The sequence below is a fragment of the Hydrogenophaga sp. genome (assembly GCF_028698005.1).
GTDB lineage: Bacteria > Pseudomonadota > Gammaproteobacteria > Burkholderiales > Burkholderiaceae_C > Hydrogenophaga.
This window is the reverse complement of the sequence record NZ_JAQVEJ010000013.1, coordinates 1-23,110: the sequence shown is the minus strand read 5'-3', so window position 1 is coordinate 23,110 and position 23,110 is coordinate 1. Positions and strand designations below refer to the sequence as shown.

At 70.4% G+C, this 23,110-nt stretch carries 21 protein-coding genes; 9 read left to right on the top strand and 12 right to left on the bottom strand.

What is annotated here, in order from left to right; translation table 11 throughout:
• The first annotated feature begins 75 nt into the window (after positions 1 to 75).
• From PHQ87_RS02755 to PHQ87_RS02745, 3 genes are read left to right on the top strand one after another with little or no spacing between them, the layout of a single operon-like run.
• A complete protein-coding gene (locus PHQ87_RS02755) occupies positions 76 to 1,008 on the top strand; it encodes a LysR substrate-binding domain-containing protein (protein ID WP_300230954.1) in 933 nt (310 codons plus the stop codon).
• A 34-nt stretch (positions 1,009 to 1,042) separates the two neighbouring features.
• Positions 1,043 to 2,260: a CaiB/BaiF CoA-transferase family protein gene (locus PHQ87_RS02750; RefSeq protein WP_300230952.1), complete on the top strand. Its 1,218-nt coding sequence runs from the start codon at positions 1,043 to 1,045 to the stop codon at positions 2,258 to 2,260.
• A 30-nt stretch (positions 2,261 to 2,290) separates the two neighbouring features.
• The gene (locus tag PHQ87_RS02745; protein ID WP_300230950.1) at positions 2,291 to 2,926 is read left to right on the top strand and encodes an MBL fold metallo-hydrolase; all 636 of its coding nucleotides are present in this window, start codon (positions 2,291 to 2,293) and stop codon (positions 2,924 to 2,926) included.
• A 15-nt stretch (positions 2,927 to 2,941) separates the two neighbouring features.
• Here the strand turns inward: PHQ87_RS02745 and PHQ87_RS02740 are convergent, their stop codons facing one another.
• Positions 2,942 to 3,820, bottom strand: coding sequence for a M48 family metallopeptidase (locus PHQ87_RS02740; RefSeq protein ID WP_300230948.1), 879 nt, complete (start codon positions 3,818 to 3,820; stop codon positions 2,942 to 2,944).
• Between the two features lie 52 nt (positions 3,821 to 3,872).
• On the opposite strand from PHQ87_RS02740, the gene PHQ87_RS02735 reads away from it, so the two are divergent.
• The 4 genes from PHQ87_RS02735 (at position 3,873) to PHQ87_RS02720 (ending at position 8,122) form a co-directional block, all read left to right on the top strand.
• The gene (locus tag PHQ87_RS02735; RefSeq protein WP_300230946.1) at positions 3,873 to 5,252 is read left to right on the top strand and encodes an AmpG family muropeptide MFS transporter; all 1,380 of its coding nucleotides are present in this window, start codon (positions 3,873 to 3,875) and stop codon (positions 5,250 to 5,252) included.
• Between the two features lie 173 nt (positions 5,253 to 5,425).
• The gene (locus tag PHQ87_RS02730; RefSeq protein ID WP_300230944.1) at positions 5,426 to 6,139 is read left to right on the top strand and encodes a response regulator transcription factor; all 714 of its coding nucleotides are present in this window, start codon (positions 5,426 to 5,428) and stop codon (positions 6,137 to 6,139) included.
• A gap of 127 nt (positions 6,140 to 6,266) precedes the next feature.
• Positions 6,267 to 7,523, top strand: a complete 1,257-nt coding sequence (locus PHQ87_RS02725) for an ATP-binding protein (RefSeq protein ID WP_300230942.1) — start codon at positions 6,267 to 6,269, stop codon at positions 7,521 to 7,523.
• A 248-nt stretch (positions 7,524 to 7,771) separates the two neighbouring features.
• Positions 7,772 to 8,122 (top strand): hypothetical protein, encoded by a 351-nt coding sequence (locus PHQ87_RS02720; RefSeq protein ID WP_300230940.1) that lies wholly within the window; start codon positions 7,772 to 7,774, stop codon positions 8,120 to 8,122.
• Between the two features lie 7 nt (positions 8,123 to 8,129).
• Here the strand turns inward: PHQ87_RS02720 and PHQ87_RS02715 are convergent, their stop codons facing one another.
• The 9 genes from PHQ87_RS02715 to alr all read right to left on the bottom strand — a co-directional run bounded on the left by PHQ87_RS02715 (position 8,130) and on the right by alr (position 19,172).
• A complete protein-coding gene (locus tag PHQ87_RS02715) occupies positions 8,130 to 9,806 on the bottom strand; it encodes a GMC family oxidoreductase N-terminal domain-containing protein (RefSeq protein WP_300230937.1) in 1,677 nt (558 codons plus the stop codon).
• A 120-nt stretch (positions 9,807 to 9,926) separates the two neighbouring features.
• A complete protein-coding gene (locus PHQ87_RS02710; protein ID WP_300230980.1) occupies positions 9,927 to 10,259 on the bottom strand; it encodes a YnfA family protein in 333 nt (110 codons plus the stop codon).
• A 52-nt stretch (positions 10,260 to 10,311) separates the two neighbouring features.
• Entirely contained in the window at positions 10,312 to 11,238 is a 927-nt protein-coding gene (locus tag PHQ87_RS02705) for a LysR substrate-binding domain-containing protein (RefSeq protein ID WP_300230935.1), read from the bottom strand.
• Between the two features lie 41 nt (positions 11,239 to 11,279).
• On the bottom strand, positions 11,280 to 12,047 hold the full coding sequence (locus tag PHQ87_RS02700; protein ID WP_300230932.1) for a sulfite exporter TauE/SafE family protein: 768 nt from the start codon (positions 12,045 to 12,047) through the stop codon (positions 11,280 to 11,282).
• Positions 12,048 to 12,160: 113 nt separating this feature from the next.
• Complete coding sequence (locus tag PHQ87_RS02695) at positions 12,161 to 13,162, bottom strand: C4-dicarboxylate ABC transporter (protein WP_300230930.1); 1,002 nt, start codon at positions 13,160 to 13,162, stop codon at positions 12,161 to 12,163.
• Positions 13,163 to 13,271: 109 nt separating this feature from the next.
• On the bottom strand, positions 13,272 to 13,505 hold the full coding sequence (locus PHQ87_RS02690; RefSeq protein WP_300230927.1) for a DUF2892 domain-containing protein: 234 nt from the start codon (positions 13,503 to 13,505) through the stop codon (positions 13,272 to 13,274).
• Positions 13,506 to 13,540: 35 nt separating this feature from the next.
• Positions 13,541 to 16,807 (bottom strand): efflux RND transporter permease subunit, encoded by a 3,267-nt coding sequence (locus PHQ87_RS02685; RefSeq protein WP_300230924.1) that lies wholly within the window; start codon positions 16,805 to 16,807, stop codon positions 13,541 to 13,543.
• A gap of 11 nt (positions 16,808 to 16,818) precedes the next feature.
• Positions 16,819 to 17,958 (bottom strand): efflux RND transporter periplasmic adaptor subunit, encoded by a 1,140-nt coding sequence (locus PHQ87_RS02680; RefSeq protein WP_300230922.1) that lies wholly within the window; start codon positions 17,956 to 17,958, stop codon positions 16,819 to 16,821.
• 83 nt (positions 17,959 to 18,041) lie between these two features.
• Positions 18,042 to 19,172 (bottom strand): alanine racemase, encoded by a 1,131-nt coding sequence (gene alr, locus PHQ87_RS02675; protein ID WP_300230920.1) that lies wholly within the window; start codon positions 19,170 to 19,172, stop codon positions 18,042 to 18,044.
• A gap of 171 nt (positions 19,173 to 19,343) precedes the next feature.
• On the opposite strand from alr, the gene lplT reads away from it, so the two are divergent.
• Entirely contained in the window at positions 19,344 to 20,624 is a 1,281-nt protein-coding gene (lplT, locus tag PHQ87_RS02670) for a lysophospholipid transporter LplT (RefSeq protein WP_300230918.1), read from the top strand.
• A 4-nt stretch (positions 20,625 to 20,628) separates the two neighbouring features.
• Here lplT and PHQ87_RS02665 read toward each other — a convergent pair whose 3' ends face one another.
• Positions 20,629 to 21,744 carry a hypothetical protein gene (locus PHQ87_RS02665; protein ID WP_300230916.1) on the bottom strand — a complete coding sequence of 372 codons (1,116 nt, stop codon included), beginning with the start codon at positions 21,742 to 21,744 and terminating at the stop codon, positions 20,629 to 20,631.
• A gap of 147 nt (positions 21,745 to 21,891) precedes the next feature.
• On the opposite strand from PHQ87_RS02665, the gene PHQ87_RS02660 reads away from it, so the two are divergent.
• Complete coding sequence (locus PHQ87_RS02660; RefSeq protein ID WP_300230914.1) at positions 21,892 to 22,377, top strand: glutathione peroxidase; 486 nt, start codon at positions 21,892 to 21,894, stop codon at positions 22,375 to 22,377.
• Between the two features lie 97 nt (positions 22,378 to 22,474).
• On the opposite strand, the gene PHQ87_RS02655 is transcribed toward PHQ87_RS02660, so the two are convergent.
• Complete coding sequence (locus PHQ87_RS02655) at positions 22,475 to 22,897, bottom strand: DUF3597 domain-containing protein (RefSeq protein WP_300230912.1); 423 nt, start codon at positions 22,895 to 22,897, stop codon at positions 22,475 to 22,477.
• Positions 22,898 to 23,110 lie beyond the last annotated feature (213 nt).

Genomic DNA, 23,110 nt, shown 5'->3' with positions numbered 1-23,110 from the left:
TGGCATTCCATCTGTCCAATTCAGAATTGAGACGCTACCATCTGGATTTCAGATGGATCAACCGGGACGCACCCCATGGAACTGAGGCAGCTGCGCTATTTCGTCGCCATCGCCGACAGCGGCAGCCTGACCAAGGCGGCCGAGAAGGTGTTCGTGGCGCAGTCGGCGCTGAGCCACCAGCTGGCGCAACTGGAGGACGAGCTGGGCACGGCGCTGTTCCACCGCTCGCGCCGGGGCGTGGAGCTGACCGAGGCCGGGCAGCGCTTCTTCCCGCATGCGGTCGCCATCCTGCGCCAGACCGAGGAGGCCGCGGCCAGCGCGCGCAGCGTCTCCGAGGCACCGGCCGGCAAGGTGGTGTTCGGCATCCCGCACAGCGCCTCGCAGGCGCTGGCCCTGCCACTGCTGCGCGAGGTGCGCCAGCGCTTCCCGCTGGTGGAGCTGGAGTTGACCGAGGAGCTGACGGGCAACCTGTCACGCCAGTTGCGCACGGGCCAGATCCAGCTGGCGGCGCTGTTCGACGACGGCAGCCTGGGGGGCCTGGCGGTCACCCGCGTGCTCAGCGAACAGCTCTCGCTGATCGAGCCGGCGAGCCTCAAACCCGTGGGCAACGGCCGCCGCATCGGACTGAAGCAGGCGCTCGCCCATCCGCTGATCCTGCCGGCCAGCCCGCACGGCGTGCGGCCCATCATCGAGGCGGCGGCGCAAGCGGCCGGCCTGCCGCCACCGCAGGTGTTCGCCGACATCAGCTCGGTCAGCATCCTGCGCACCAGCCTGCTGGCCGGCCTGGGCCGCACGCTGCTGCCGGTGATGCCGCTGCTGCCCGAGATCGACGCCGGCCTGCTGCGCGCCACGCCGGTGGCGCCGCCCCGGCTGGAACGCGTGATCGCGCTGTGCGCCTCTGCCCACATTCCGCGCTCCAATGCCTGCCTGGCCGTCAGCGGCCTGGCGCTGGAGCTGATGCGGCGCCTGTGCGCCGAAGGCCGGTGGCGCGATGCCAGACCGGTCTAAGATGCCGCTTTCGCATGCCGCCGCACCCCGACCCATGACCGAAACCCGTACCCCGACCGCCACGACCGCCGGCCCGCTGCAGGGCCTCAAGGTGCTCGAGATGGGCCAGCTCATTGCCGGCCCGTTCGCCGCCAAGACCCTGGGCGACTTCGGCGCCGACGTGATCAAGATCGAGCCGCCCGAAGGGGGCGATCCGCTGCGCCAGTGGCGTCTCATCCAGGACGGCACTTCGGTCTGGTGGCAGGTGCAGTCGCGCAACAAGCGCTCCATCGCGCTGGACCTGCGCCAGCCCGAAGGCCAGGCGATCGCGCGCGCGCTGGCCGCGCAGGCCGACGTGCTGGTCGAGAATTTCCGCCCCGGCACGCTCGAGGCCTGGGGCATGGATTACGAGACACTGGCGGCCGCCAACCCGGGGCTGATCCTGCTGCGCATCTCCGGCTACGGCCAGACCGGCCCCTACCGCGACAAGCCGGGCTTCGGCGTCGTCGGCGAAGCCATGGGCGGCTTGCGCCACCTCACCGGCGAGCCGGGCCGTGTGCCGGTGCGCTGTGGCGTGTCCATCGGCGACACGCTGGCCTCGCTGCACGGGGTCATCGGCATCCTGGCGGCGCTCCATCACCGGCACGCCACCGGCCGCGGCCAGGTCATCGACGTCGCGCTGCACGAGGCGGTGTTCAACGTGATGGAAAGCCTGCTGCCCGAGTACAGCGCCTTCGGCGCGGTGCGCGAGCCCGCCGGCAGCGCGCTGCCCGGCATCGCGCCGTCCAACGCCTACCGCTGCACCGACGGCCAGGTGCTGGTGGCCGGCAACGGCGACAGCATCTTCAAGCGCCTGATGAAGGCGATCGGCCGGCCCGACCTGGGCGAGCGGCCCGATCTGGCCCACAACACCGGCCGCGTGGCCGCCGTGGCCGAGATCGACGGTGCCATCGGCGACTGGACCGGGCAGCGCACGGTGAGCGAGGTGCTGACCGCGCTGGACGCCGTGAACGTGCCGGCGGGCCGCATCTACACCGCCCGGGACATTGCCGAAGACCCGCATTACCGGGCCCGTGACATGATCCTGACGCAGCGCACGCGCGACGGCCACGAACTCGACGTGCCCGGCATCGTGCCCAAGCTCTCGGCCACACCGGGCGGGATACGCCACCCCGCGCCCCACCTGGGCGAGGACACCGACGCCGTGCTGCGCGAACTCGGCCACAGCGATGAGCAGATCGCCGCCTTGCGCCAGCGCGGACTCATCCGCTGACACGCCATCCCGGACCCCACGACGACCGCCATGCTTCAGTACCGCACCATCCCCGTGACCGCCTTCGCCCAGAACTGCTCCATCGTCTGGTGCGACGAGACCATGGAAGCGGCCGTCATCGACCCGGGGGGCGACCTCGACCGCATCGAGGCGGAGGCCGCTCAGCTGGGCGTCACGCTCAAGGCCATCTGGCTGACCCACGCCCACATCGATCACGCCGGCGGCACGGCGGCGCTGGCCGAACGCCTGCAGTTGCCCATCATCGGCCCGCACCCGGGCGACCAGTTCTGGATCGATGGCCTGCCCCGGCAAAGCCAGATGTTCGGCTTCCCGCCGGCCGGCCACTTCACCCCCACACGCTGGCTGACCGACGGCGACACGGTGCGCATCGGCCACTGCACGCTCAACGTGCGCCACTGCCCCGGCCACACACCCGGCCATGTGGTGTTCCACTCGCCCGAGGCGCGGCGCGCCTTCGTCGGCGACGTGCTGTTCGCCGGCAGCATTGGCCGCACCGACTTCCCGCAGGGCGACCACGCCCAGCTCATCCGCAGCATCCGGGAGCGCCTGTGGCCCATGGGCGACGACACCGTGTTCATCCCCGGCCACGGGCCGGAGAGCACGTTCGGCGAGGAACGGCGCTTCAACCCCTACGTGCGGGACTGACCGGTTCAGGTCGCCTCAGCGAGGCGGCCGGGCGGCCTGTTCATACAGCCGCTGGACCTTGGGCACGTTGGCTTCCAGTTCGCGGATGCGGGCCGGGCCGCTGGGGTGGGTCGAGAGGAACTCGATGCCTTTGCCCTGCTGGACGGCGGCCATCTTCTGCCACAGGCTGACGCCGGCCCGGGGCTGGAAGGCCCCGCGCGCGGCCAGCTCCAGACCGACCAGGTCGGCCTCGCTTTCGTCCTCGCGGCTGAACTTGAGCGTGAGCAGCTGCGCGCCCAGGTTGGCCGCCACGTCGCCGAGCTCGCCCAGGCCGAGCAGTGCCGCGCCCAGGCGCAGGCCGACGCTGGTGGCGGTGCTCTTGGCCACCCGCTCGCGCGCGTGCTCGCGCAGCGCATGCGCCATCTCGTGGCCCATGATCATGGCCGTCTCGTCGTCGGTCAGCCGGAGTTGATCCAGGATGCCCGTGTAGAAGGCGATCTTGCCGCCCGGCATGCAAAAGGCGTTGATCTGCTCGCTGCGGATCAGGTTGACCTGCCACTTCCACTGTCTGGCGCGGTCGTTCCAGGCCGCCGTGAACGGGATGAGGCGCCGGGCGATGCCGTGCAGACGCTGCACCTGCGGGTCGCTGGCCGGCAGCAGGGCCTTCTGGCCGCTGGCCTCCTGGAGCATCTGCAGGTATTGCTGGTTGGCGGCATTTTCCAGCGTCTCGGCCGGCACCAGCTTGCGCAGCGACGAGGACTTGCCCACGTCCACCTGTGCCAGCGCGGCGCCGCCCGCGGCCGTGGCCGCACCGGCAGCGGCCGCTTTCAGGAAGCCCCGGCGCGCCGACCAGCGGTGGCTGCCGCCGTCACCCCGGACGGCAGCGGATGACTTGAAATCGCAGAGGATGCACATGCGTCAATAATAGGCAAACCACGCGCCGCTGGCGCGCATCCTTGCCCTGCCGATGCCCGAGCACCCCGTCACGCGTCCCCCATCCGCCAGCGACACCGAGCCACGCCCGACCTGGGGCGAGACGCTGCGTGCCTACCTCGAGCCTGCCAGCCTGCGCATGTTCGCGCTCGGCTTCTCGGCCGGGCTGCCGCTGCTGCTGGTGCTGGGCACGCTGAGCTTCCGGCTGCGCGAGGCCGGGCTGGACCGCACCACCATCGGCTACCTGAGCTGGGTCGGGCTGGCCTACGGTTTCAAATGGGTGTGGTCACCGCTGGTGGACCGCCTGCCCCTCCCGCTGCTCACGCGCTGGCTGGGCCGGCGGCGCAGCTGGCTGCTGGTCTCGCAACTGGCCATCATGGCCGCGCTCGCGGGCATGGCGCTGGCCGACCCGCGCGGCGCGCTCGACACCATGGTCTGGTGCGCCCTGGCCGTGGCCTTCGCCTCGGCCACCCAGGACATCGCGCTGGACGCCTTCCGCATCGAGTCGGCCGACACCCGCCACCAGGGCGTGCTGGCCGCCACCTACCAGACCGGCTACCGGCTGGCCATGATCTGGGCCGGCGCCGGCGTGCTGTGGCTGGCCGCGCGCGCCGAGGCACCGGCCGGCCTGGACGGCGCCGCCTACCAGAACGGCGCCTGGGCCACCGCCTACCTGGTGATGGCCGCGTCGATGGCGGTGGGCGTGCTCACGGTGCTGTTCTCGCGCGAACCGGTGCCGGCACCGCAGCCGCCCGCGCGCAACGCGCGCGAATGGCTGCGCGGCGCGCTCGTCGAGCCCTTCGCGGACTTCCTGCGCCGCCACGGCATGCACGCCGTGCTGATCCTGGCGCTGATCGGCGTCTACCGCATCAGCGACGTGGTGATGGGCATCATGGCCAACCCGTTCTACGTCGACATGGGCTACAGCAAGGACGAGGTGGCCGCCGTCACCAAGGTGTACGGCGTGATCATGACGCTGGCGGGCGCCTTCGTGGGCGGTGCGCTGTCGCTGCGCCTGGGCGTGATGCGCGTGCTCATGCTGGGCGCGCTGCTGTCGGCCGCCACCAACCTGCTGTTCGCCTGGCTGGCCGGCCACGGCCACGACGTCACCGCGCTGATCGCCGTCGTCTCGGCCGACAACCTCAGCGCCGGCATCGCCTCGGCCGCCTTCATCGCCTACCTCTCGGGCCTGACGAACGTGAGCTACTCGGCCACGCAGTACGCCCTGTTCAGCTCGATGATGCTGCTGGCGCCCAAGTGGCTGGCCGGTTTTTCCGGCGCCTTCGTCGATGCCCATGGCTACACGAGCTTCTTCATCGGCACCGCCGCGCTGGGCCTGCCGGTGCTGGCGCTGATCGCGCTGGCGGCGCGCGCCGTGCCACCGGCGGCAGCCGCGGCAGCGGGGCCGCGCTGACATCCCCGCGGCCATTCACATTTCTTTACGCTGGCGGCAAGCGCGCGACACACCCCGAAGGCAAGATGACGGTATCCCTCCCGGGCCACCGGCCCGCCCCAGGGCGCGCACGCCCTCGGGACAAGGCGGTGGCGCATGGGATCTTTTTTTGTTCTGCCCGCTACACTGAACGCATGACTTCCCGCCTGCTGATGATCGAGGACGATGCCCGCCTGGCCCAGATGGTTTCGGCCTACCTGGCGCAGTCCGGCTACGAGGTGACCCACGCCGGCGACGGCGAAACCGGTCTGGAGCAGTTACCGCTGATCCAGCCGGCGCTGGTCATCCTGGACCTGATGATGCCGGGCATCGACGGCCTGGAAGTGTGCCGCCGCATCCGCGCGCTGCCCAACGGCCTGGCCCGCACCCCGGTGCTGATGCTGACGGCCAAGGGTGACCCGATGGACCGCATCATCGGGCTGGAACTGGGTGCCGACGACTACCTGCCCAAACCCTTCGAGCCGCGCGAATTGCTGGCCCGCGTGCGCGCCGTGCTGCGCCGCCGCGGCGAAGGTGCCGTCCCGGCCGAGCGCATCACGCCCGTGCTGCGTTTCGGTTCGCTGGAGATCGACCGCGATGCCCGCTCCGTGCAGGTGCGCGGCCGGGCCTGCGAACTCACCTCCTACCAGTTCGACCTGCTGGTGGCCATGGCCGAGCGCGCCGGCCGCGTGCTCACGCGCGACCAGATCATGGAGGCCGTGCGCGGGCGCGAACTGGAGGCCTTCGACCGCTCGATCGACGTGCACGTGGGACGCATCCGCAACGCCATCGAAGATGACAGCAAAGACCCCAAACGCATCCTCACGGTGCGTGGCGTGGGCTACGTGTTCGCGAAGCAACAGGCATGAAAAAAAGCCCCCACGCTCCACCGCTGCGCGGGTCGCTGCCCCCCGAGGGGGCTGATCCCGCCTTGGGGCGGCCCGGCGGCGGGATCGTCGGCCTCCACGCGCCCCCGCTGCGCGGGAGGGTCTGACGGTGACCCGGGGTTTTCTCGGCCAAAGGCTGTACCTGCGCATCTGGCTGGCCGTGGTGGCGGCGGTCGCGGTGCTGACGCTGGTCGTGGGCTGGCTCTGGCAGATGGCGCTCGATTTCGAGCGCGCCCAGAACGACAGCCGCACCGGGCGCACCATCATCATCCGCAACGGCGGCGGCGACATTCTGGCGCAAGCCCCGGCACAGGCGGTGCGGGTGCCCGGTGCCGGGCTGGAATTCCAGGTGCAGATGAAGGACGGGCAGATGCTGTACATCCAGCTGCCCCGAGCCAAACGCCCCCCGGAAAGCCCCCTGATGGGCGGCCGCGCCCACGAGTGGCTGCGCACGACCCCCGGTTTTTTCTGGATGCTCACGCTGGTGGCGCTGGCCGTCGCGCTGGGCGCCTACCCCATCGTGCGGCGCCTGACCAAGCGGCTTGAGGTGCTGCAACGCGGCGTCGAGCGCTGGGGCGGAGGCGACCTCAGCACCCGCCTGCCGGTGCAGGGCCACGACGAAGTGGCCTTCCTGGCCGGGCGTTTCAACGCCGCCGCCGAACGGGTACAGACCCTGCTGCTGTCGCACAAGTCCTTGCTGGCCAACGCCTCGCACGAGTTGCGCTCGCCACTGGCACGCCTGCGCATGGGCCTGGAACTGCTGGGCCATGACCCGGGCACCGCCGCACAGCGCGCCGAGATGTCGCGCAGCATCGAGGAGCTGGACCAGTTGATCGACGAGATCCTGCTGGCCAGCCGGCTCGATGCGCGCGCCGACGACCCGCAGGCCCTGGGGCCGACCGAGGAAATCGACCTGATCGGTCTGGCCGCCGAGGAGTGCGCACGCACGGGGGCCGACCTGCAGATCGCCGAGGGCAGCGCCCCCCTGCTGGTGCAAGGCCACCCGCGGCTGCTGCGCCGGCTGGTGCGCAACCTGCTGGAAAATGCCCGCCGCTACGGCACGGGGACGGCGGCCACCGAGGCCGGTGAAGCGGCCGTCACCTTGCGGCTGGAGCGGTTCAGCGATGCGCAGGGGCCACACCTGCGCCTGGTGGTGCAGGACCGCGGACCGGGTGTGCCGGCCGCCTTGCGCGAACGCATCTTCGAGCCCTTCTTCCGCCTGCCCGGTGCCAGCGAGCGCGAGGGTGGCGTCGGCCTGGGGCTGGCACTGGTGCGCACGATCGCCCAGCGCCATGGCGGCAGCGCGCGCTGCGAGGAACGCGAAGGGGGCGGCGCGCGCTTCGTGATCGAGCTGCCGTCGGCCTGAAGACGCCCAAAAAAAACCGGCCTTGTGGGCCGGTTGTGCATGTCTGGCATCTCTCAGGGACGCTGATCGATCAATGTCGTTCGAGTTTTAGATTATGTCTCCTCGGTCCCCCGCGGTACACAGTGCCTTGGCACTGCAGCGAGTGGCCATACTGTAGGCCATGCACCAAGGCGGCGCATCGGGAGTTACCCTCATCTGGCACAAGAAATGCTCGGTACCCGGCATCGTTATGGTTGAGGAGCGCAAACATGCCCCACAGTGAAGCACTTGCCGCGGCCGCGCACCTGCACGTGCTGCTGCGCCGCAAGACTGGCCGCGTGACCGACACCGAGTGGATGGCCAGCAATGTGGAATACGCCCGCGCCATGGTGGCATTTGCCCGTGCCTGCGCGGAAGAGGACGGCCATGTGGACCTGCTGCCGCTGGCTGCCCGTGTCGAGACGCTGATGCAGTTGACCGAGCCGGCGCGCGCCAGCCGTCCGCCCCGCGACGACCCGGCGGTGCCCACGGTCGATGCCGTGGTGGCCGACAGTATCGCCCCCGTCCCGGCCCCGGCCGGCGACTCGCTGTCCCAGCGCTACATCGGCCGTCTGCGCTAGGACCTGTTCAGGTGCCGGCCAGCACCCAGCGCGCCGCCTTCTCGGCGATCATGAGCGTCGGGCTGTTGGTGTTGCCGCTGGTGATGGTGGGCATCACGCCGGCATCGACCACCCGCAGGCCGGCCACGCCGCGCACGCGCAGATGGCTGTCGACCACCGCCAGCGGGTCGTCGGCCGCGCCCATCTTCGTGGTGCCGACGGGGTGGAAGATGGTGCTGGCGATGTCGCCGGCCAGCCGCGCCAGTTCCTCGTCGGTCTGGTACTGGGGACCCGGCTTGTATTCCTCGGGCTGGAACCTGGCCAGCGCGCTCTGCGACACGATGTGCCGCGTCACGCGCAGGCTGTCGGCCGCCACGCGGCGGTCCTCCTCGGTGCTCAGGTAGCACGGCGCGATCGCCGGCGCGTCCTCGAAGCGCGGGCTGCGGATGCGCACATGGCCGCGGCTCGTGGGATTGAGGTTGCACACGCTGGCCGTGAAGGCCGGAAAGCCGTGCAGCGGCTCGCCGAAGGCGTCCAGGCTCAGCGGCTGGACGTGGTATTCGATGTTGGCGTGCGGACGCGAGGGGTCACTGCGCGTGAAGGCGCCGAGCTGGCTGGGCGCCATGCTCATGGGGCCGCTGCGCGTGAGCAGGTATTGCAGACCGATGCGCGCCTTGCCCAGCGCCGAGCTGGCCAGGGTGTTGAGCGTGGTGGCACCGCGGATCTTGTAGACCGCCCGGATCTGCAGGTGGTCCTGCAGGTTCTCGCCCACGCCGGGCAGGTCGTGCACCACCGGCAGGCCGTGCTGGTGCAGCAGCTCGCCCGGGCCGATGCCCGACAGTTGCAGGATCTGCGCCGAGCCGATGCTGCCGGCGCACACGATGACCTCGCGCGTGGCGCGGGCCTCGACCATCTCCCGGCCGTTCCAGATCCGAGCGCCGGTGCAGCGCACCGCGCCGTCGGGACCGGTCTCGGTGATCAGTGCCGCCACCTGTGCGCCGGTCCAGAGGGTGAAATTCGGGCGACTCGTGCAGGTGGGTCGCAGGAAGGCCTTGGCCGCGTTCCAGCGCCAGCCGGCCTTCTGGTTGACCTCGAAGTAGCCGACGCCCTCGTTGTCGCCGCCGTTGAAGTCGCTCGTGGCCGGGATGCCCGCCTCCTGCGCCGCCTGGGCAAAGGCGTCAAGGATGTCCCAGCGCAGGCGCTGCTTCTCCACGCGCCACTCGCCCGTGCTGCCCGAGGCCTTGTTGCCATGTCGCGCGGCGAACGCCGGATCGGACTGGCCCTGCTGCGCCGGATCGAGCCGCCAGTGGTCCTCGTGCGCCATGAAGTCGGGCAGGCAGTTGCCCCAGCGCCAGGCGTCGTCACCCGTGAGGGCGGCCCACTGTTCGTAGTCGCGCGCCTGGCCGCGCATGTAGATCATGCCGTTGATGCTGGAGCAGCCCCCGAGCGTCTTGCCGCGCGGGTAGCGCAGCGTGCGGCCGTTCAGGCCCGGATCGGGCTCGGTCTGGTACAGCCAGTCGGTGCGCGGGTTGCCGATGCAGTACAGGTAGCCGACCGGAATGTGGATCCAGTGGTAATCGTCCTTGCCGCCCGCCTCGATGAGCAGCACCCTGCGCTGCGGATCGGCGCTGAGCCGGTTGGCCATCAGGCAGCCGGCGGTGCCGGCCCCGATGACGATGTGATCGAACGTGGTGCTGCTGCTCATGCGTCCGTTGTCTCCTCGGCTGTGCTGATGGCGATGGGCGGGACGATCGCCATCCCTGGCAAAGTCGGCCACGGCACAAGCATAGCCTGATCGCGAGGCGACCGGTTCGCCCGCCCCCGCTCAGCGCGCGGCGGGCTGCAGGGCAATGACGGCCATGCCGGCCAGCGCCAGCGCGGCACCGAGCCCGTCCCAGCGCGTCAGCACCACGCCGTCGACCATGCGCAACCAGATCAGGGCAATGGTGATGTACATGCCGCCGTAGGCGGCATAGGTGCGGCCGGCCGCCGCCGGGTGCAGTGTCAGCAGCCAGGCGAACAGCGCCAGCGATGCCGCGGCCGGCAGCAGCCACAGCGCCGATCTGCCCTGGCGCAGCACGAGCCAGGGCAGATAGCAGCCCACGATCTCGGCCAGTGCCGTCAGCGCAAACAGCACACCCACCTGCAGCAGCGCCAGGGCCTGCCCCTTCATGGCTGCCGTCCCGCGTCGTACACCATGCCGCGCGCCATCACAGGGGTTGCGGCAAGTCGTTGAACGCCCCGCGCGGGGCATCCAGGTGCGCTTCCAGCAGGCGCTGCACCAGCGGGTGCTGGACCTTGCGCGCGGTGCTGATGGCATAGAAATGCTCCTGCACGCCATCGCACGGGGCGACCCACTGCAGGCCGTAGGCGCTGGCCAGCCTGTCGCGCATGCGCTCGGGTGCCGGGAACACCCCCATGCCCGAGGCACCGAACGTGGTCATCAAGGCGTTGTCTTCGAACTCGCCCACCACACGCGGCGACACCCCCTTGCGCTCGAACCACTGGTCCAGCCGCAAGCGCACCGAGGCGTGGGCGGTGGGCAGCAACACGTCGACCCGGTCCAGACTGGCCGGGAAGTCCTGGCACACCGCGGCCAGCCAGCCGGCCGGCGCAAACCAGGCCAGGGGCGAGGCTCCCAGCGCGTGGCTGTACAGGCGCAGATTGGGGTTGGCCGGTGCCGGGCGGTCGGACAGCACGACATCGAGCCGGTGCAGTGCCAGATCGGCCAGCAGGTCGTCGAAATCGTCCTCGTGGCACAGCAGGCGCAGCCGTGGCTCGTTCATCACCGGCTCCAGCAGGTCGCGCACCGCCAGCTTGGGCAGACCGCCCGATATGCCGACGGCCAGGCGCAGGCCATTCTGGCTGGCGGCATGGCGCACCACGGCGGGCAGTTGCTCGCCCAGCTGGAAGATCTGCTCGGCCAGTTGCAGTGCCGTCCGGCCGGCGTCGGTCAGTGCCAGCCCGCGGCCGGCCGGCTTGAACAGGGCATGCCCGAGTTCGCGCTCGAGCTGGCGCACCTGCGCGCTGATGGTCTGCACGGCCATGCCCAGACGCGCCGCCGCATGCGACATGCCCCCTTCCTTGGCCGTGACCCAGAAGTAATAGAGATGCTTGTAGTTGAGCTCGCTGTTCATCGACACTTTCGGACGTTGCGACCAGCATTCTCTGCTTTTCCCTACCCCATCGCCAACCGGAAGAACAGGGCACTCATGACCAGCCCGGTCGCGATGACACCCGCGCGCACCCAGGCCGCCGGCAGCCGGCGCGACCAGCGGGCACCGGCGTAGCCGCCCAGGGTCGCTGCCACCATCATCACCATGCCCTCCCGCCAGGCGATGGCACCGGCCACGATGAAGGCCACGACCGACAGCCACGACAGCACCAGGGAATTGAGGTTCTTGAGCGCATTGACCGTGTGGATGCGCGACTCCCCGGCGACGGTGTACAGCGCCATCAGCAAAATGCCCAGGCCACCGTTGAAGTAGCCACCGTAGATGGCCACGGCCAGCAAGCCGGCCTCGCGTCCGTGGGCCGCCCCATCGGCCGTGCCACCGATGGCCCGGGCGCGGCGCGCGATCACCGGCCCGGCGGCGAACAGGGCCGTCGCGAACAGCAGCAGCCAGGGCACGATGCCGGCGAATACGCTGGCCGGCGTGACCAGCAGCAGGCCGGCACCGAGCAGACCGCCCAGGCCGGAGATCGCCGCCTCACGCCCCAGGCGTCGCGATGGCAGGGCGCGCAGTTCGGGGCGGAACCCCAGGGTGCTGCCCAGGTAGCCCGGGCTCACCGCCAAGGCACTGGTGGCGTTGGCCACGATGGGGGGCACGCCGGTGAACACCAGCGCGGGGAACGTCAGGAAGCTGCCGCCACCGGCGATGGCGTTGAGCACACCGGCACCAAAGGCCGCGGCGGCCAGCAGCAGAATGGAAAACAGGTCGGTCATCAGCCTCGGAACATGGCGCAGACCCCATTGGCCTGCCTCATCCGATTATTGAGGCCACCTTCTCGCTGATTACCCCGGTTCCAGTCACAAGTGCTTCCGGCCAGCCCCGGCATTCAGGACGCCGGCGCGATCATGGCCACCGGCTCGGGCGCCAGCAAGGTGCCGTCGCGCAGGCCACGCACCGTGGCAACGCACAGCCAGAGCACCACCATCGAACTGGCCGCCAGCATCAGCACCGCGAACGTCTGCAGCAGGCCCAGCTCAGGCCGCTCCTGGCTCAGGCGCAGCGTCAGCGTGGCCAGCGCGGCCAGCGGGAAGGACAGGCCCCAGAACGGCACGCCGAACGGCTGACCGGCGATGCGCCGCGCCAGCGGCAGCAGCCACAGCAGGAAGAACAGGGCCACGCCCCACAGGCCGGCCACCACCGCCAGCGGCGCCCGCATCTGCAGCAGCACCAGGCCGATGACCGTGGGAGGCGCGATGGTGATGAACCAGGCCGGCAGCAGCCGGTCAGGCAACGGGCTGTGCGCCAGCCGGCGCACCAGCACCAGGCCGATCACCACCGGCCACAGCAAGGCGCCGATGCCGAACTGGGCTGCCGACCACAGCTCATGCCCCAGCGGCAGACCCGCCAGCGGCACCACCACATTGCCCACCACCGGGATCAGCAGCACCGGCGTCACCGAGGGCCAGAGACCGCCGGCATTCGCGCCCGCGGGCACCAGCGCCACCGGCGCCAGCCAGCGGCCCAGCACCCACAACGTCGCCCACAACTGGCCCAGACTGCCCAGCCACCACAGCGCGCGCCACAGACCGGCCAGGGCCCCGGCCGCGCCATCGTGCACCACCCCGACGGTGGCCAGCAGCAGCAGCGACACCGGCAGCGCCGCCACAAAGGCATGCCGCGCCGGGTGCTTCAGGTCCTCGGCCAGCGCCTGCGGGTAGCGCTGCCAGCGCAGCAGCGAAGCCGCCAGCAGCAGCACCGCCACCGCCGCCGCCAGCAGCCCGATCAGCAACGACACCGCCCCGGCCATCTCGCCCAGCAGGCCCTGGGCGCGGTACCAGGCCAGCGCCAGCCCGCACAGGCCCATGACGGTGGCGAACCAGCCGGGCATCAGAAATTTCAAGGGTGTGGGACTGGACATGGCAGGCGGGAACGATCAGGAAACGAAACGGCCGGTGCGGGCAGTTCTACCACACCGCCACCCCGAGGCCGGCCCCCGCTCACCGCTTGCCGGTGCTGCAGGCGCCGTTGCCATCGGGCACGCCCAGCTTGCGGAACAGGAAGGCCGGCGGGCAAAAGCCCGTGATGCCCGACTGGAACAGGTTGAATCCGGCGAAGGCGGTCAGCGCCAGGAACCACTTGTTCACGAAGATCGGGCTGCCCTCGACGCCCAGCGCGAGCGAAAGCATGACCACAAAGCCGGCCAGGATGCGGATGTAACGTTCGACAGTCATTGCAGACTCCTTGGGTTGGGGTTCAGGAAAGGAATTCAGGCGGCCGCCTGCGCCTCGTGGCGCCGGCGGTACAGGGCGTAGTACAGGACCGGGATCACGACCAGCGTCAGCAGCGTGGACACCGCAATGCCGAAGATCAGCGAAATCGCCAGACCGTTGAAGATCGGGTCGTCGAGGATGAAGAAGGCGCCCATCATGGCGGCAATGCCCGTCAGCGCGATGGGCTGGGCGCGCACCGCGGCCGAACGCACCACCGCCTGCGCAAAGGGCATGCCGCGGACGGTCTCCAGCTCGATGAAGTCCACCAGCAGGATGGAGTTGCGCACGATGATGCCGGCCAGCGCGATCATGCCGATCATCGAGGTGGCGGTGAACTGCGCGCCCAGCAGCGCGTGGCCGGGCATGACGCCGATGATGGTCAGCGGAATCGGCGCCATGATGATCAGCGGTGTCAGGTAGCTCTTGAACTGCGCCACCACCAGCAGGTAGATCAGGATCAGGCCGACACCATAGGCTGCGCCCATGTCGCGGAAGGTCTCGTAGGTGATCTGCCACTCACCGTCCCACTTGACGGCGTATTCGCGCCAGGGATCGGCGGGCTGGCGGATCCAGTACTCGCCCAGGGCACCAGCGTCGGGCAACGCGGCCGTCTGCAGTTGCGGCCGGATGCCAAACAGGCCGTACAGCGGCGAATCGGTGCGGCCGGCCATGTCGCCGAACACGTAGCTCACAGGCAGCAGGTTCTTGGTGTGGTGCGGCTGGTCGATCACGCCGCGCTCCACCGTGACCAGCTCTGACAGCGGCACCATGGTGCCGGCCGCCGAGCGCATGGGCAGCGCCAGCAGCGCGTCCAGTCCCACCTGCGCCTCGCGCGGCAGTTGCAGGCGCACCGGCACCGGGATCTTGGTCTGGCCATCGTGCAGCCAGGCCGCGTCCGTGCCCGAGAGCGCGCCATGCACCGTCTGTGCAATCGCCTGCACCGGAATGCCCAGCGACTCGGCACGCTGGCGCTGGATGCGCAGGAAGGCGCGCGGCGCGCTGTCCTTGAGCGAGGTGTCGATGGCGACGATATCGGGCGTATCGCCAAAGGCCCGGGCGATGCGCTGTGCCAGCTCGGCGCGGCCGGCCTCGTCGGGGCCGTACACCTCCGCCACGATGGGCGACATCACGGGTGGCCCCGGCGGCACCTCCACCACCTTCAGGCGCGCACCGTGCGCGGCGGCGATCCGCTCCAGCTCGGGGCGGTGGCGCTGCGCAATGGCGTGGCTTTGCTCGCGGCGCTCGCCCGCCCCCACCAGGTTGACCTGCAGGTCGCCCCCCTCGGCCTCGGCGCGCAGGTAGTACTGGCGCACCAGGCCATTGAAGGTGATCGGGCTGGCCGTGCCGGCGTAGCCCTGCACGTTGGCCACCTCGGGCTGGCGCGCGAGCCAGGCCGTCAGGTCCTGCAGCGCGGCGGCGGTGCCCTCCAGCGGCGTGCCGGCGGGCATGTCCAGCACCACCTGGTACTCGCTCTTGTTGTCGAAGGGCAGCATCTTGAGCACCACCCACTGGACGAGCGCCAGCCCGACCGACAGCATCAGCGCGGCCACGATGCCGGCCAGCAGCAGCCAGCGCTTGCGGGCGCTGTGCAGGAAGGGCGTGAGGATTTTCGTGAAGGCGCTTTGCAGGCCGCGCGTGAGGCGGCCCGGGCCGTGGTCGGCGTGGTGACCGGTCTTCGTCAGCTTCAGCGCCAGCCAGGGCGTGACCGTGAACGCGATCGCCAGCGAGATCGCCATGCCCATGCTGGCGTTGATCGGGATCGGCCCCATGTAGGGCCCCATCAGGCCGGTGACGAAGGCCATCGGCAGCAGTGCCGCGATCACCGTGAAGGTGGCCAGGATGGTGGGGCCGCCCACCTCGTCGACCGCGCGCGGGATGATGACCCGCAGGGACGCTTCGGGCGCGAGCTGGCGATGGCGGTGGATGTTCTCGACCACCACGATGGCGTCGTCCACCAGGATGCCGATGGAGAAGATCAGCGCGAACAGCGAGACGCGGTTGAGCGTGAAACCCCAGGCCCAGGACGCGAACAGCGTCGCCGTGAGCGTGAGGATCACCGCCACGCCGACGATCACCGCCTCGCGCCGCCCCAGCGCCAGCCCCACCAGCACGATCACGCTGGCCGTGGCGAACACCAGCTTCTGGATCAGCTGGTTGGCCTTGTCGGCCGCGGTCTGGCCGTAGTCGCGCGTGATCGACACCTCGACCCCGTCCGGGATCACCGCGTTGCGCAACTGCGCCAGTCGTTCGGCGGCATCGCGCGCCACATCCACCGCATTCTCGCCCGGTTTCTTGGTCACGGTGACGGTCACGGCCGGGAAGGCCTGCCCCTGGCGGTCCGCGTGGTCGGTATCGGCCGCGCCCGGCGTGAACCACACATAACGCTGCGGCAATTGCGCGCCGGCCTCGACCCGGGCCACCTCGCGCAGGTAGATCGGGCGGCCCTCGCCCGCCCGGCCAGTGACACCCACCACGATGTCGCCCACGTCCTGCTCGTTGCGCAGGAACTCGCCCGTCTCCACCGTGAGCATGCCGGGCTCACCCGGCGCCGGCGCCGGATTCACGACCGTGCCCGAGGGCATGGCCTGGTTGGCTGCGGCGATGGCCGCCTGCAAGGCCTGCACGCTCACGCCGCGCTCGCGCAGCCGGTTCGGCTCGAGCCACACATGCACGGCCCGGCCCGGACCGCCGATGGTCGTCACCTCGCGCGTGCCGGGCACGCGCTTGAGATCGGCCTCGATCGCGCGCGCCACGCGCTCCAGCTCATGCGCGCTGGCGCCATCGGGCGACCACAGCGTGGCCGCCAGCACCGGCACGTCATCGATCCCCTTGGGTTTGACGATGGGTGCCATCACGCCCAGGCCGGGCGGCAGCCAGTCCTGGTTGGCGTTGAGCACGTCATACAGGCGTACCAGCGCCTCGGTGCGCGGCACGCCGACCTCGAACTGCACCGTCAGCACCGCCACGCCCGGGCGCGACACCGAGAAGGTGTGCTCGATGCCCTGGATCTGCGCCAGCACCTGTTCGGCCGGCTGCGCCACCATCTGCGCCACGTCGGCGCTGGACGCCCCCGGGAAGGGAATGATGACGTTGGCCATCGTCACGTTGATCTGCGGCTCTTCCTCTCGCGGCGTGACCAGTACGGCGAACAGGCCCAGCAGCAGCGCCACCAGCGCCAGCAGCGGCGTGATGGCATTGGCCTGGAACATCCGGGCCACACGGCCCGAGAAGCCCAGCGCCTCGGTGTCGGGAGATCGGCTCATGGCAGTTCCCTTCAGCGCGCCACCGGCCGTGCGCCGGCCAGGCCCGCGCGCACCGGGTCCAGCGCCACGCGGTCACCGGCCTTGAGCCCGGCCAGGATCTCGACGCCCGCCTCGCCACGGCCAGCGCCCACACGGACGGCGCGCAGCACGAACCCGTCCTCGCCCGGGCCTTGGCCGCGCGATGTCGCCACGTAGACCGCGGTCAACTCGCCCCGGCGCAGCAACGCCGACGCCGGCACCGTCAGCCGCTGGGTGTCTCCGCCAACGAAGCGCACCTGCACCTGTCGCCCGGGCACCTGCCCGGCGCCATCGTCCGGCCCCAGGTCGAGCCGCCACTCGACCGTTTGCGACACCGCATCGGCCGCCGGCAGGCTGGTGCGCGCCACCGGCTCGACCCAGCGCGCATCGGCACCGGGCAGACGGACCTCGACGCGCCGCGCCGCCACCGCCAGCGCCTGCTGCGAGGCCGGCACATGCACCACCGCACGGATCGGCTGCGGCGCATAGACCGTGAGCACTGGCGCACCCGGCACGGCCAGCGAGCCGGCTTCGGCATGGGTGGCCAGCACCCAGCCGTCATAAGGCGCCGTCAGCCGGGTGAAGCCCTGCGCCACCGTCGCCTGCGTCTGTCCGGCGCGCGCCGCCGCCGCACCAGCCTCTGCCGCGCGGAACTGCGCCTGCGCGGCGTCCAGCGCCGCCTGCGCCACAAACCCCTGCGAACGCAAGGCCTGCGCCCGCTCGAAGGCCGCGCGGGCATGGGCCAGGTTCGCCTCGGCCTGCGCCACCCCGGCCTGAGCCTGAGCCACGCCGGCCCGGGTGGCGCGGTCATCGATCACCGCCAGCACCTGCCCGGCCTTGACGCGGTCGCCGGCCTTGACCGTCAGATTGGCGATGCGGCCGCTGGCCTGGGCCGACAGCACACTCTGGTGCACGGCCTGCAGGCTGCCATCGAGCACCAGCCCTTCACCGACAGCGCGCTCGCCAACGGTGATCACCGCCACCTGCGGCCCGTCCGCCGCCCGGGCGGGCGCGGCCGACCATCCGGCAGCAGACAGCACCAGCCCCAGGCCAGCCATCAGCAGACGGCGGCGCGGTAGGGCGGCAACCCTCGCGGGGAGCGTGTGGAATGGGGTCAGTGGGTGGGCAGGCATGGCATTTTCCTATGGCTGATGCAGTATATCTGCATACTCCCCACAGTACAATACCTGTCTGAGGCCACGCGACCGATCGGACACTACTCCAGCAAATACGGCACCCGGCTGGCCACCGCGCACATCAGCTCGTAGCCGATCGTGCCGGCCGCGCACGCCACCTCGTCGATGGACAGGGCTGTGCCGGTCGAGGGCGACACGCCCCAGAGCACCACTTCGCTGCCGATGCCCGCCGGCACCCCGGCCTCGTCCAGCGGCGACAGGTCCACCGCCAGCATGTCCATGCTGACGCGGCCAATGGTTCGGGTTCGCACGCCGGCCACCAGGATCGGCGTGCCGGTAGCCGCGTGACGCGGGTAACCGTCGGCATAACCGCAGGCCACCACCCCGACGCGCATGGGCCGCTCGGCGGTGAACGTGGATCCGTAGCCCACCGTGTCGCCGGGCTGCAGCTGCTGCACCCCGATCAGGCGGCTCGACAGGGTCATGGTCGGCCGCAACCCCCAGTCCCCGGCCGTGTGCTCCGGGTAATCGGGCGCACCACCGTACAGGGCAATGCCCTCGCGCACCCAGTCGGCCGCCAGCGTCGACACCCCCACGCCGCGCAGCGGGTGGTCGACGTGGCGCAGGATGGCCGCGCTGTTGCACAGCGTGCGCTCGCCCGCCAGGTCGGCGGTGGCGGCCTCGAAGGCCGCCACCTGGTGCCCGATGCCCCGCGTGCCGTCGGCATCGCTGAAGTGGGTCATGAACGAGATCTCGTCCACCTGCGGCAGGGCATTCAGCCGCGACCAGGCCGCGCGCAAGGCCGCCGGCCGGAACCCCAGGCGGTTCATGCCGCTGTTGAGCTTGAGAAACACCCGGTGCGGCTGCTGGGTCTTGTGGGCGGCCAGCCAGTCGATCTGCTCGTCGCAGTGCACCGCGTGCCAGAGGTTCAGACGCGAGCAGGTCTCCAGGTCGCGCGGCTCGAACACCCCCTCCAGCAGCAGGATCGGCCCACGCCAGTCCAGTGCGCGCAGACGCTCGGCCTCGGCCAGGTCCAGCAAGGCGAAGCCATCGGCGCCACGCAGGGCCTCGAAGCAGCGCTCGATCCCGTGCCCGTAGGCATTGGCCTTGACCACCGCCCAGACACGGGCATCGGGTGCGCGCCGCCGCGCCTGACCCAGGTTGTGGCGCAGGGCAGCAGAATGGATGGTGGCAAGGATCGGACGGGGCATGGTGCGGTGGCTGAAGGGAAAATCGCACTGTAATACGTCACCGGCCGCCCCGAAGCGCGCGGAGCGGCGTGCTATAACCCGCTGTCCATTCCGGACAGATCGTCAGCAACTCGCCCATCAAGAGATGAATCCGGCGCGGCCCCGGCCGTCACCGGCACCGCCCCCACACCCATGAAGCGCGGGTTCTACACCATCATGACAGCGCAGTTTTTCAGCTCCCTGGCTGACAACGCGCTGTTCGTCGTCGCCATCGAGCTGTTGCGCACCCACGGCGCGCCCGAATGGCAGAGCGCCGCCCTGGTGCCCCTGTTCGCCCTTTTTTACGTGGTGCTGGCCCCCTTCGTGGGTGCCTACGCCGATGCCCACCCCAAGGGGCGGGTCATGTTCATCAGCAACGCCATCAAGATCGTGGGTTGCCTGCTGATGCTCGGCGGCACACACCCGCTGCTGGCCTACACCCTGGTCGGCCTGGGCGCGGCAGCCTACTCGCCGGCCAAGTACGGCATCCTCACCGAACTGCTGCCGCCCTCGCAACTGGTCAAGGCCAATGGCTGGATCGAGGGCCTGACCATAGCCTCCATCATCCTGGGGGTGCTCTTCGGCGGTCAGCTCGTCGGCCCGGGGATGTCGTCCCTGCTGGCATCGACGGACATGGCGGGCATGGTGGGGATCGGCCACGTCGCCGAGGCGGCCGTCGCGGTGCTCGCGGGCATCTATGTCGTGGCCGCAGCGTTCAACCTGCGCATCCCGCTGACCGGCGTCACGCCGCGGCCCATGCCGCGCAACCCGCTGGCCCTGCTGCCCGATTTCTGGCGCTGCAACAACCGGCTCTGGCGCGACCGCCTGGGCCAGATCTCGCTGGCCACGACCACCCTGTTCTGGGGGGTGTCGGGCAACCTGCGCTACATCGTGCTGGCCTGGGCCGGCGCGGCCCTGGGCTACTCCACCACCCAGGCCTCCTCGCTGGTGGGCGTGGTCGCCCTGGGCACCGCGGTGGGCGCCGTCCTCGCCTCCCTGCGCATGCGGCTGGACCATGCCACCCGCGTCATTCCGCTGGGCATCGGCATGGGCATGCTGGTCATCCTGATGAACTTCATCGACAACGTCTGGGTGGCCGCCCCGTTCCTGGTGCTGCTCGGCGGCCTGGGCGGATTCCTGGTGGTCCCGATGAACGCGCTGCTGCAGCACCGCGGCCACAACCTCATGGGTGCCGGGCGCTCGATTGCGGTGCAGAACTTCAACGAGCAGGCCTGCATCCTGGGCCTGGGTTTTCTCTACAGCCTGGCCACCGGCTTCGGACTCTCGGCCTTCGCGGCCATCACCTGCTTCGGCCTGCTGGTGGCCGGCATGATGTGGGCCATCGCGCTGTGGTACCGGCACAACGTGCGCAGGCATCCGCACGAGCTGCGCCGCCTGCTGACCATCGCCCGCCGCGACGACCTGCACGGGTGAGGCATCACCGCACCGGACCGTCCGCACCCGCAGGGACGCCCCCTTCCCCGGAGGAAAACACGATCTCCGTCGGTGCAAAGACATCCTGCCTGACCAGGCGGTGCTGGGCCAGTTGCCGGTACAGCGCCGCCTCCGACACCGAACGCGACAGGTAGGCGTCGCAGCCGGCCAGACCGGCCTTGATGCGGTCCATGCTGCCCGCGTGGGTGGCGAACATCAGGACGGCGGGCGGCTGACCGTTGGGCAGCCGCTGCTGGCGCGCCACCCGGCAGATCTGGAAGGCATCGGGGTTGCCGGTGACCCGGTCGATCACCACCAGCCGGTAGGGGTGCGCGCGCAGCATCTGCTCGGCCTGGCCGCCCTCGCGCGACCAGTCCACCTTCAAGCCATAGCGCGCGAAGCGCCTGTACAGGATCCGGCCCTCGACCAGGCTGTCCGACACCAGCAGGGCGTCGCCGCGCGGCATCTCGTCCGCCGGCTGCCGGGTCCGCCGGCTCGCCGGCCGGAGCGAGGGCAGCGGCAGCTCCTCCAGCCCGCCGAAATCGGTGAGCCGGATCACACCCGGGCGGGCCATGCGCTGAGCCAGCGCCGACGGTTCGGGCACCAGCGGCGCCGCCGGCGTCCGGGCCGGCGCAGCCCCGGGGCGCCGCACCATGAGGCGCGTCGGCGGGAACTCGGTCTCGGGCGCGCCTGGCTGGCTGCGTGGCTGCAGGGGTCGACGCGGCTGGTGCATGCTTTCCTCCAGCGGCTTGAACGGCGAGGCCAGGCGCGGCTCGGCAGGCACCACGGCCCGCCCTGCGGACGTTGCGGGGCGCACCCCGGCCAGGCGGTCCAGCTCCGCCAGCACGGACACCAGCTTCACCGGCTTGCGCACCAGCGGCCAGCCGGTTCCGCCATCGTGGCGACCGATCAGGAGCACGCGCCCCGGCAGTTGCGCCTGGCGCAGCAGGTCCATGGCCTGGCCGTTGTCGGCGTTGGCGACCAGCAGTTGGGCATCGACGACCTCATCCTGCACGTGATAGGCTGGCGGACGCCGGGATGCCAGACGGAAAAAGGCCTCGAAGGTGGCCGATTCGTGCTGGGCAAACCCGACCAGAGCCACCGTGAATGCGCGTTTCATCCTGTCAGTCCAAGTTGTTCAATCGGGAACTGCGCGGAGTATGGCATCGCCCACAGCAGATACCTTCTGCCCAACCACCCACAGGGCGCTGCAATGACACACCCATGTGGCCCAGCCGACACACCTTGTCACATATTTCACACCGCCATGCCGACCGCCTACGACTTCGACGCCGTCTCCATCGATGGACAACCCGTGGCGCTGGCGCAATACCGCGGCCGGGTGCTGCTGATCGTCAACACGGCCAGCGCCTGCGGCTTCACACCGCAGTTCGGCGGCCTGGAAGCGCTGTACCAGCGGTACCGTGAGCGGGGCCTGACGGTACTGGGCTTCCCCTGCAACCAGTTCGGCCATCAGGACCCGGGCAGCAACGAAGCCATCGGGGCTTTCTGCCAGCGCCACTACGGCGTGAGCTTTCCGATGATGGGCAAGATCCAGGTCAATGGCGCCGGCGCCCACCCCCTGTATGGCTGGCTCACGGCCGAAGCCCCCGGCATCCTGGGCAGCAAGGCGATCAAATGGAATTTCACCAAGTTCCTGGTCGGCCGGGATGGCCGCGTCATCCGCCGGTACGCGCCGCGGGACGCGCCCGACAAACTGGCCGGCGACATCGAGGCAGCCCTGAACATGTGAGGCCGGTCCGGCCCCCGCATCGCCCCCGTGCGCATCCTGTGGTGCCTGACCGGCGCCTGCCGGCGCCTGCCGCGCGCACAGGATGCGCGGGACAGGCTCAGTCCAGCAGTTCCTTGGGAATGTTGCCGCCGTTGGCGGCAACGTGGCCCAGCACCTGCTTGTGCAGCCACATGTTCATCTTGGCCGAGTCGCCCATCAGTTCGTCGGGGCAGTACAGCTCCTTGGCCAGCTCCTTGCGTGCCGCCAGGCTGCTGTCCAGGCCCAGCAGCTTGAGCAGGTCGACGATGGAGGTTTTCCAGTTGAGTTTTTCGGGGTGCTTGGCGGCCTTTTCCGTCAGCAGGGCCATCACGTCCACCATGGCGATGGGCTGCACCACGGGTTCGGCGGGCGCTGCCGGGGCGGCGGCGACCGGCGTTGCCGGCGCGGGTGCCGGGGCCGCGGCGGCCGGCGGCGTGATGACCGGGGCGGCGGCGGCCTCCTTCATGCCCAGTTTTTCCAGAATGTTGCTAAAGAATCCCATGGCGCATTGCTCCTGATGTGTTGACGTTCGACGGCCCACCCTGACGCCCGGTACACGGTAGCGGGGCCAGGATGGTCCGGTGACAGCTTAACGCCTGCCGCGGCTGACGGCATACCCCCACCCCGGCACCGGGCCGACATCACCCCCCAGGCGTGCAAAATGCCGCCCGGTGTCAACCCAGCGCGTCATCGAGCAGTTCGACCCAGTGCCGCA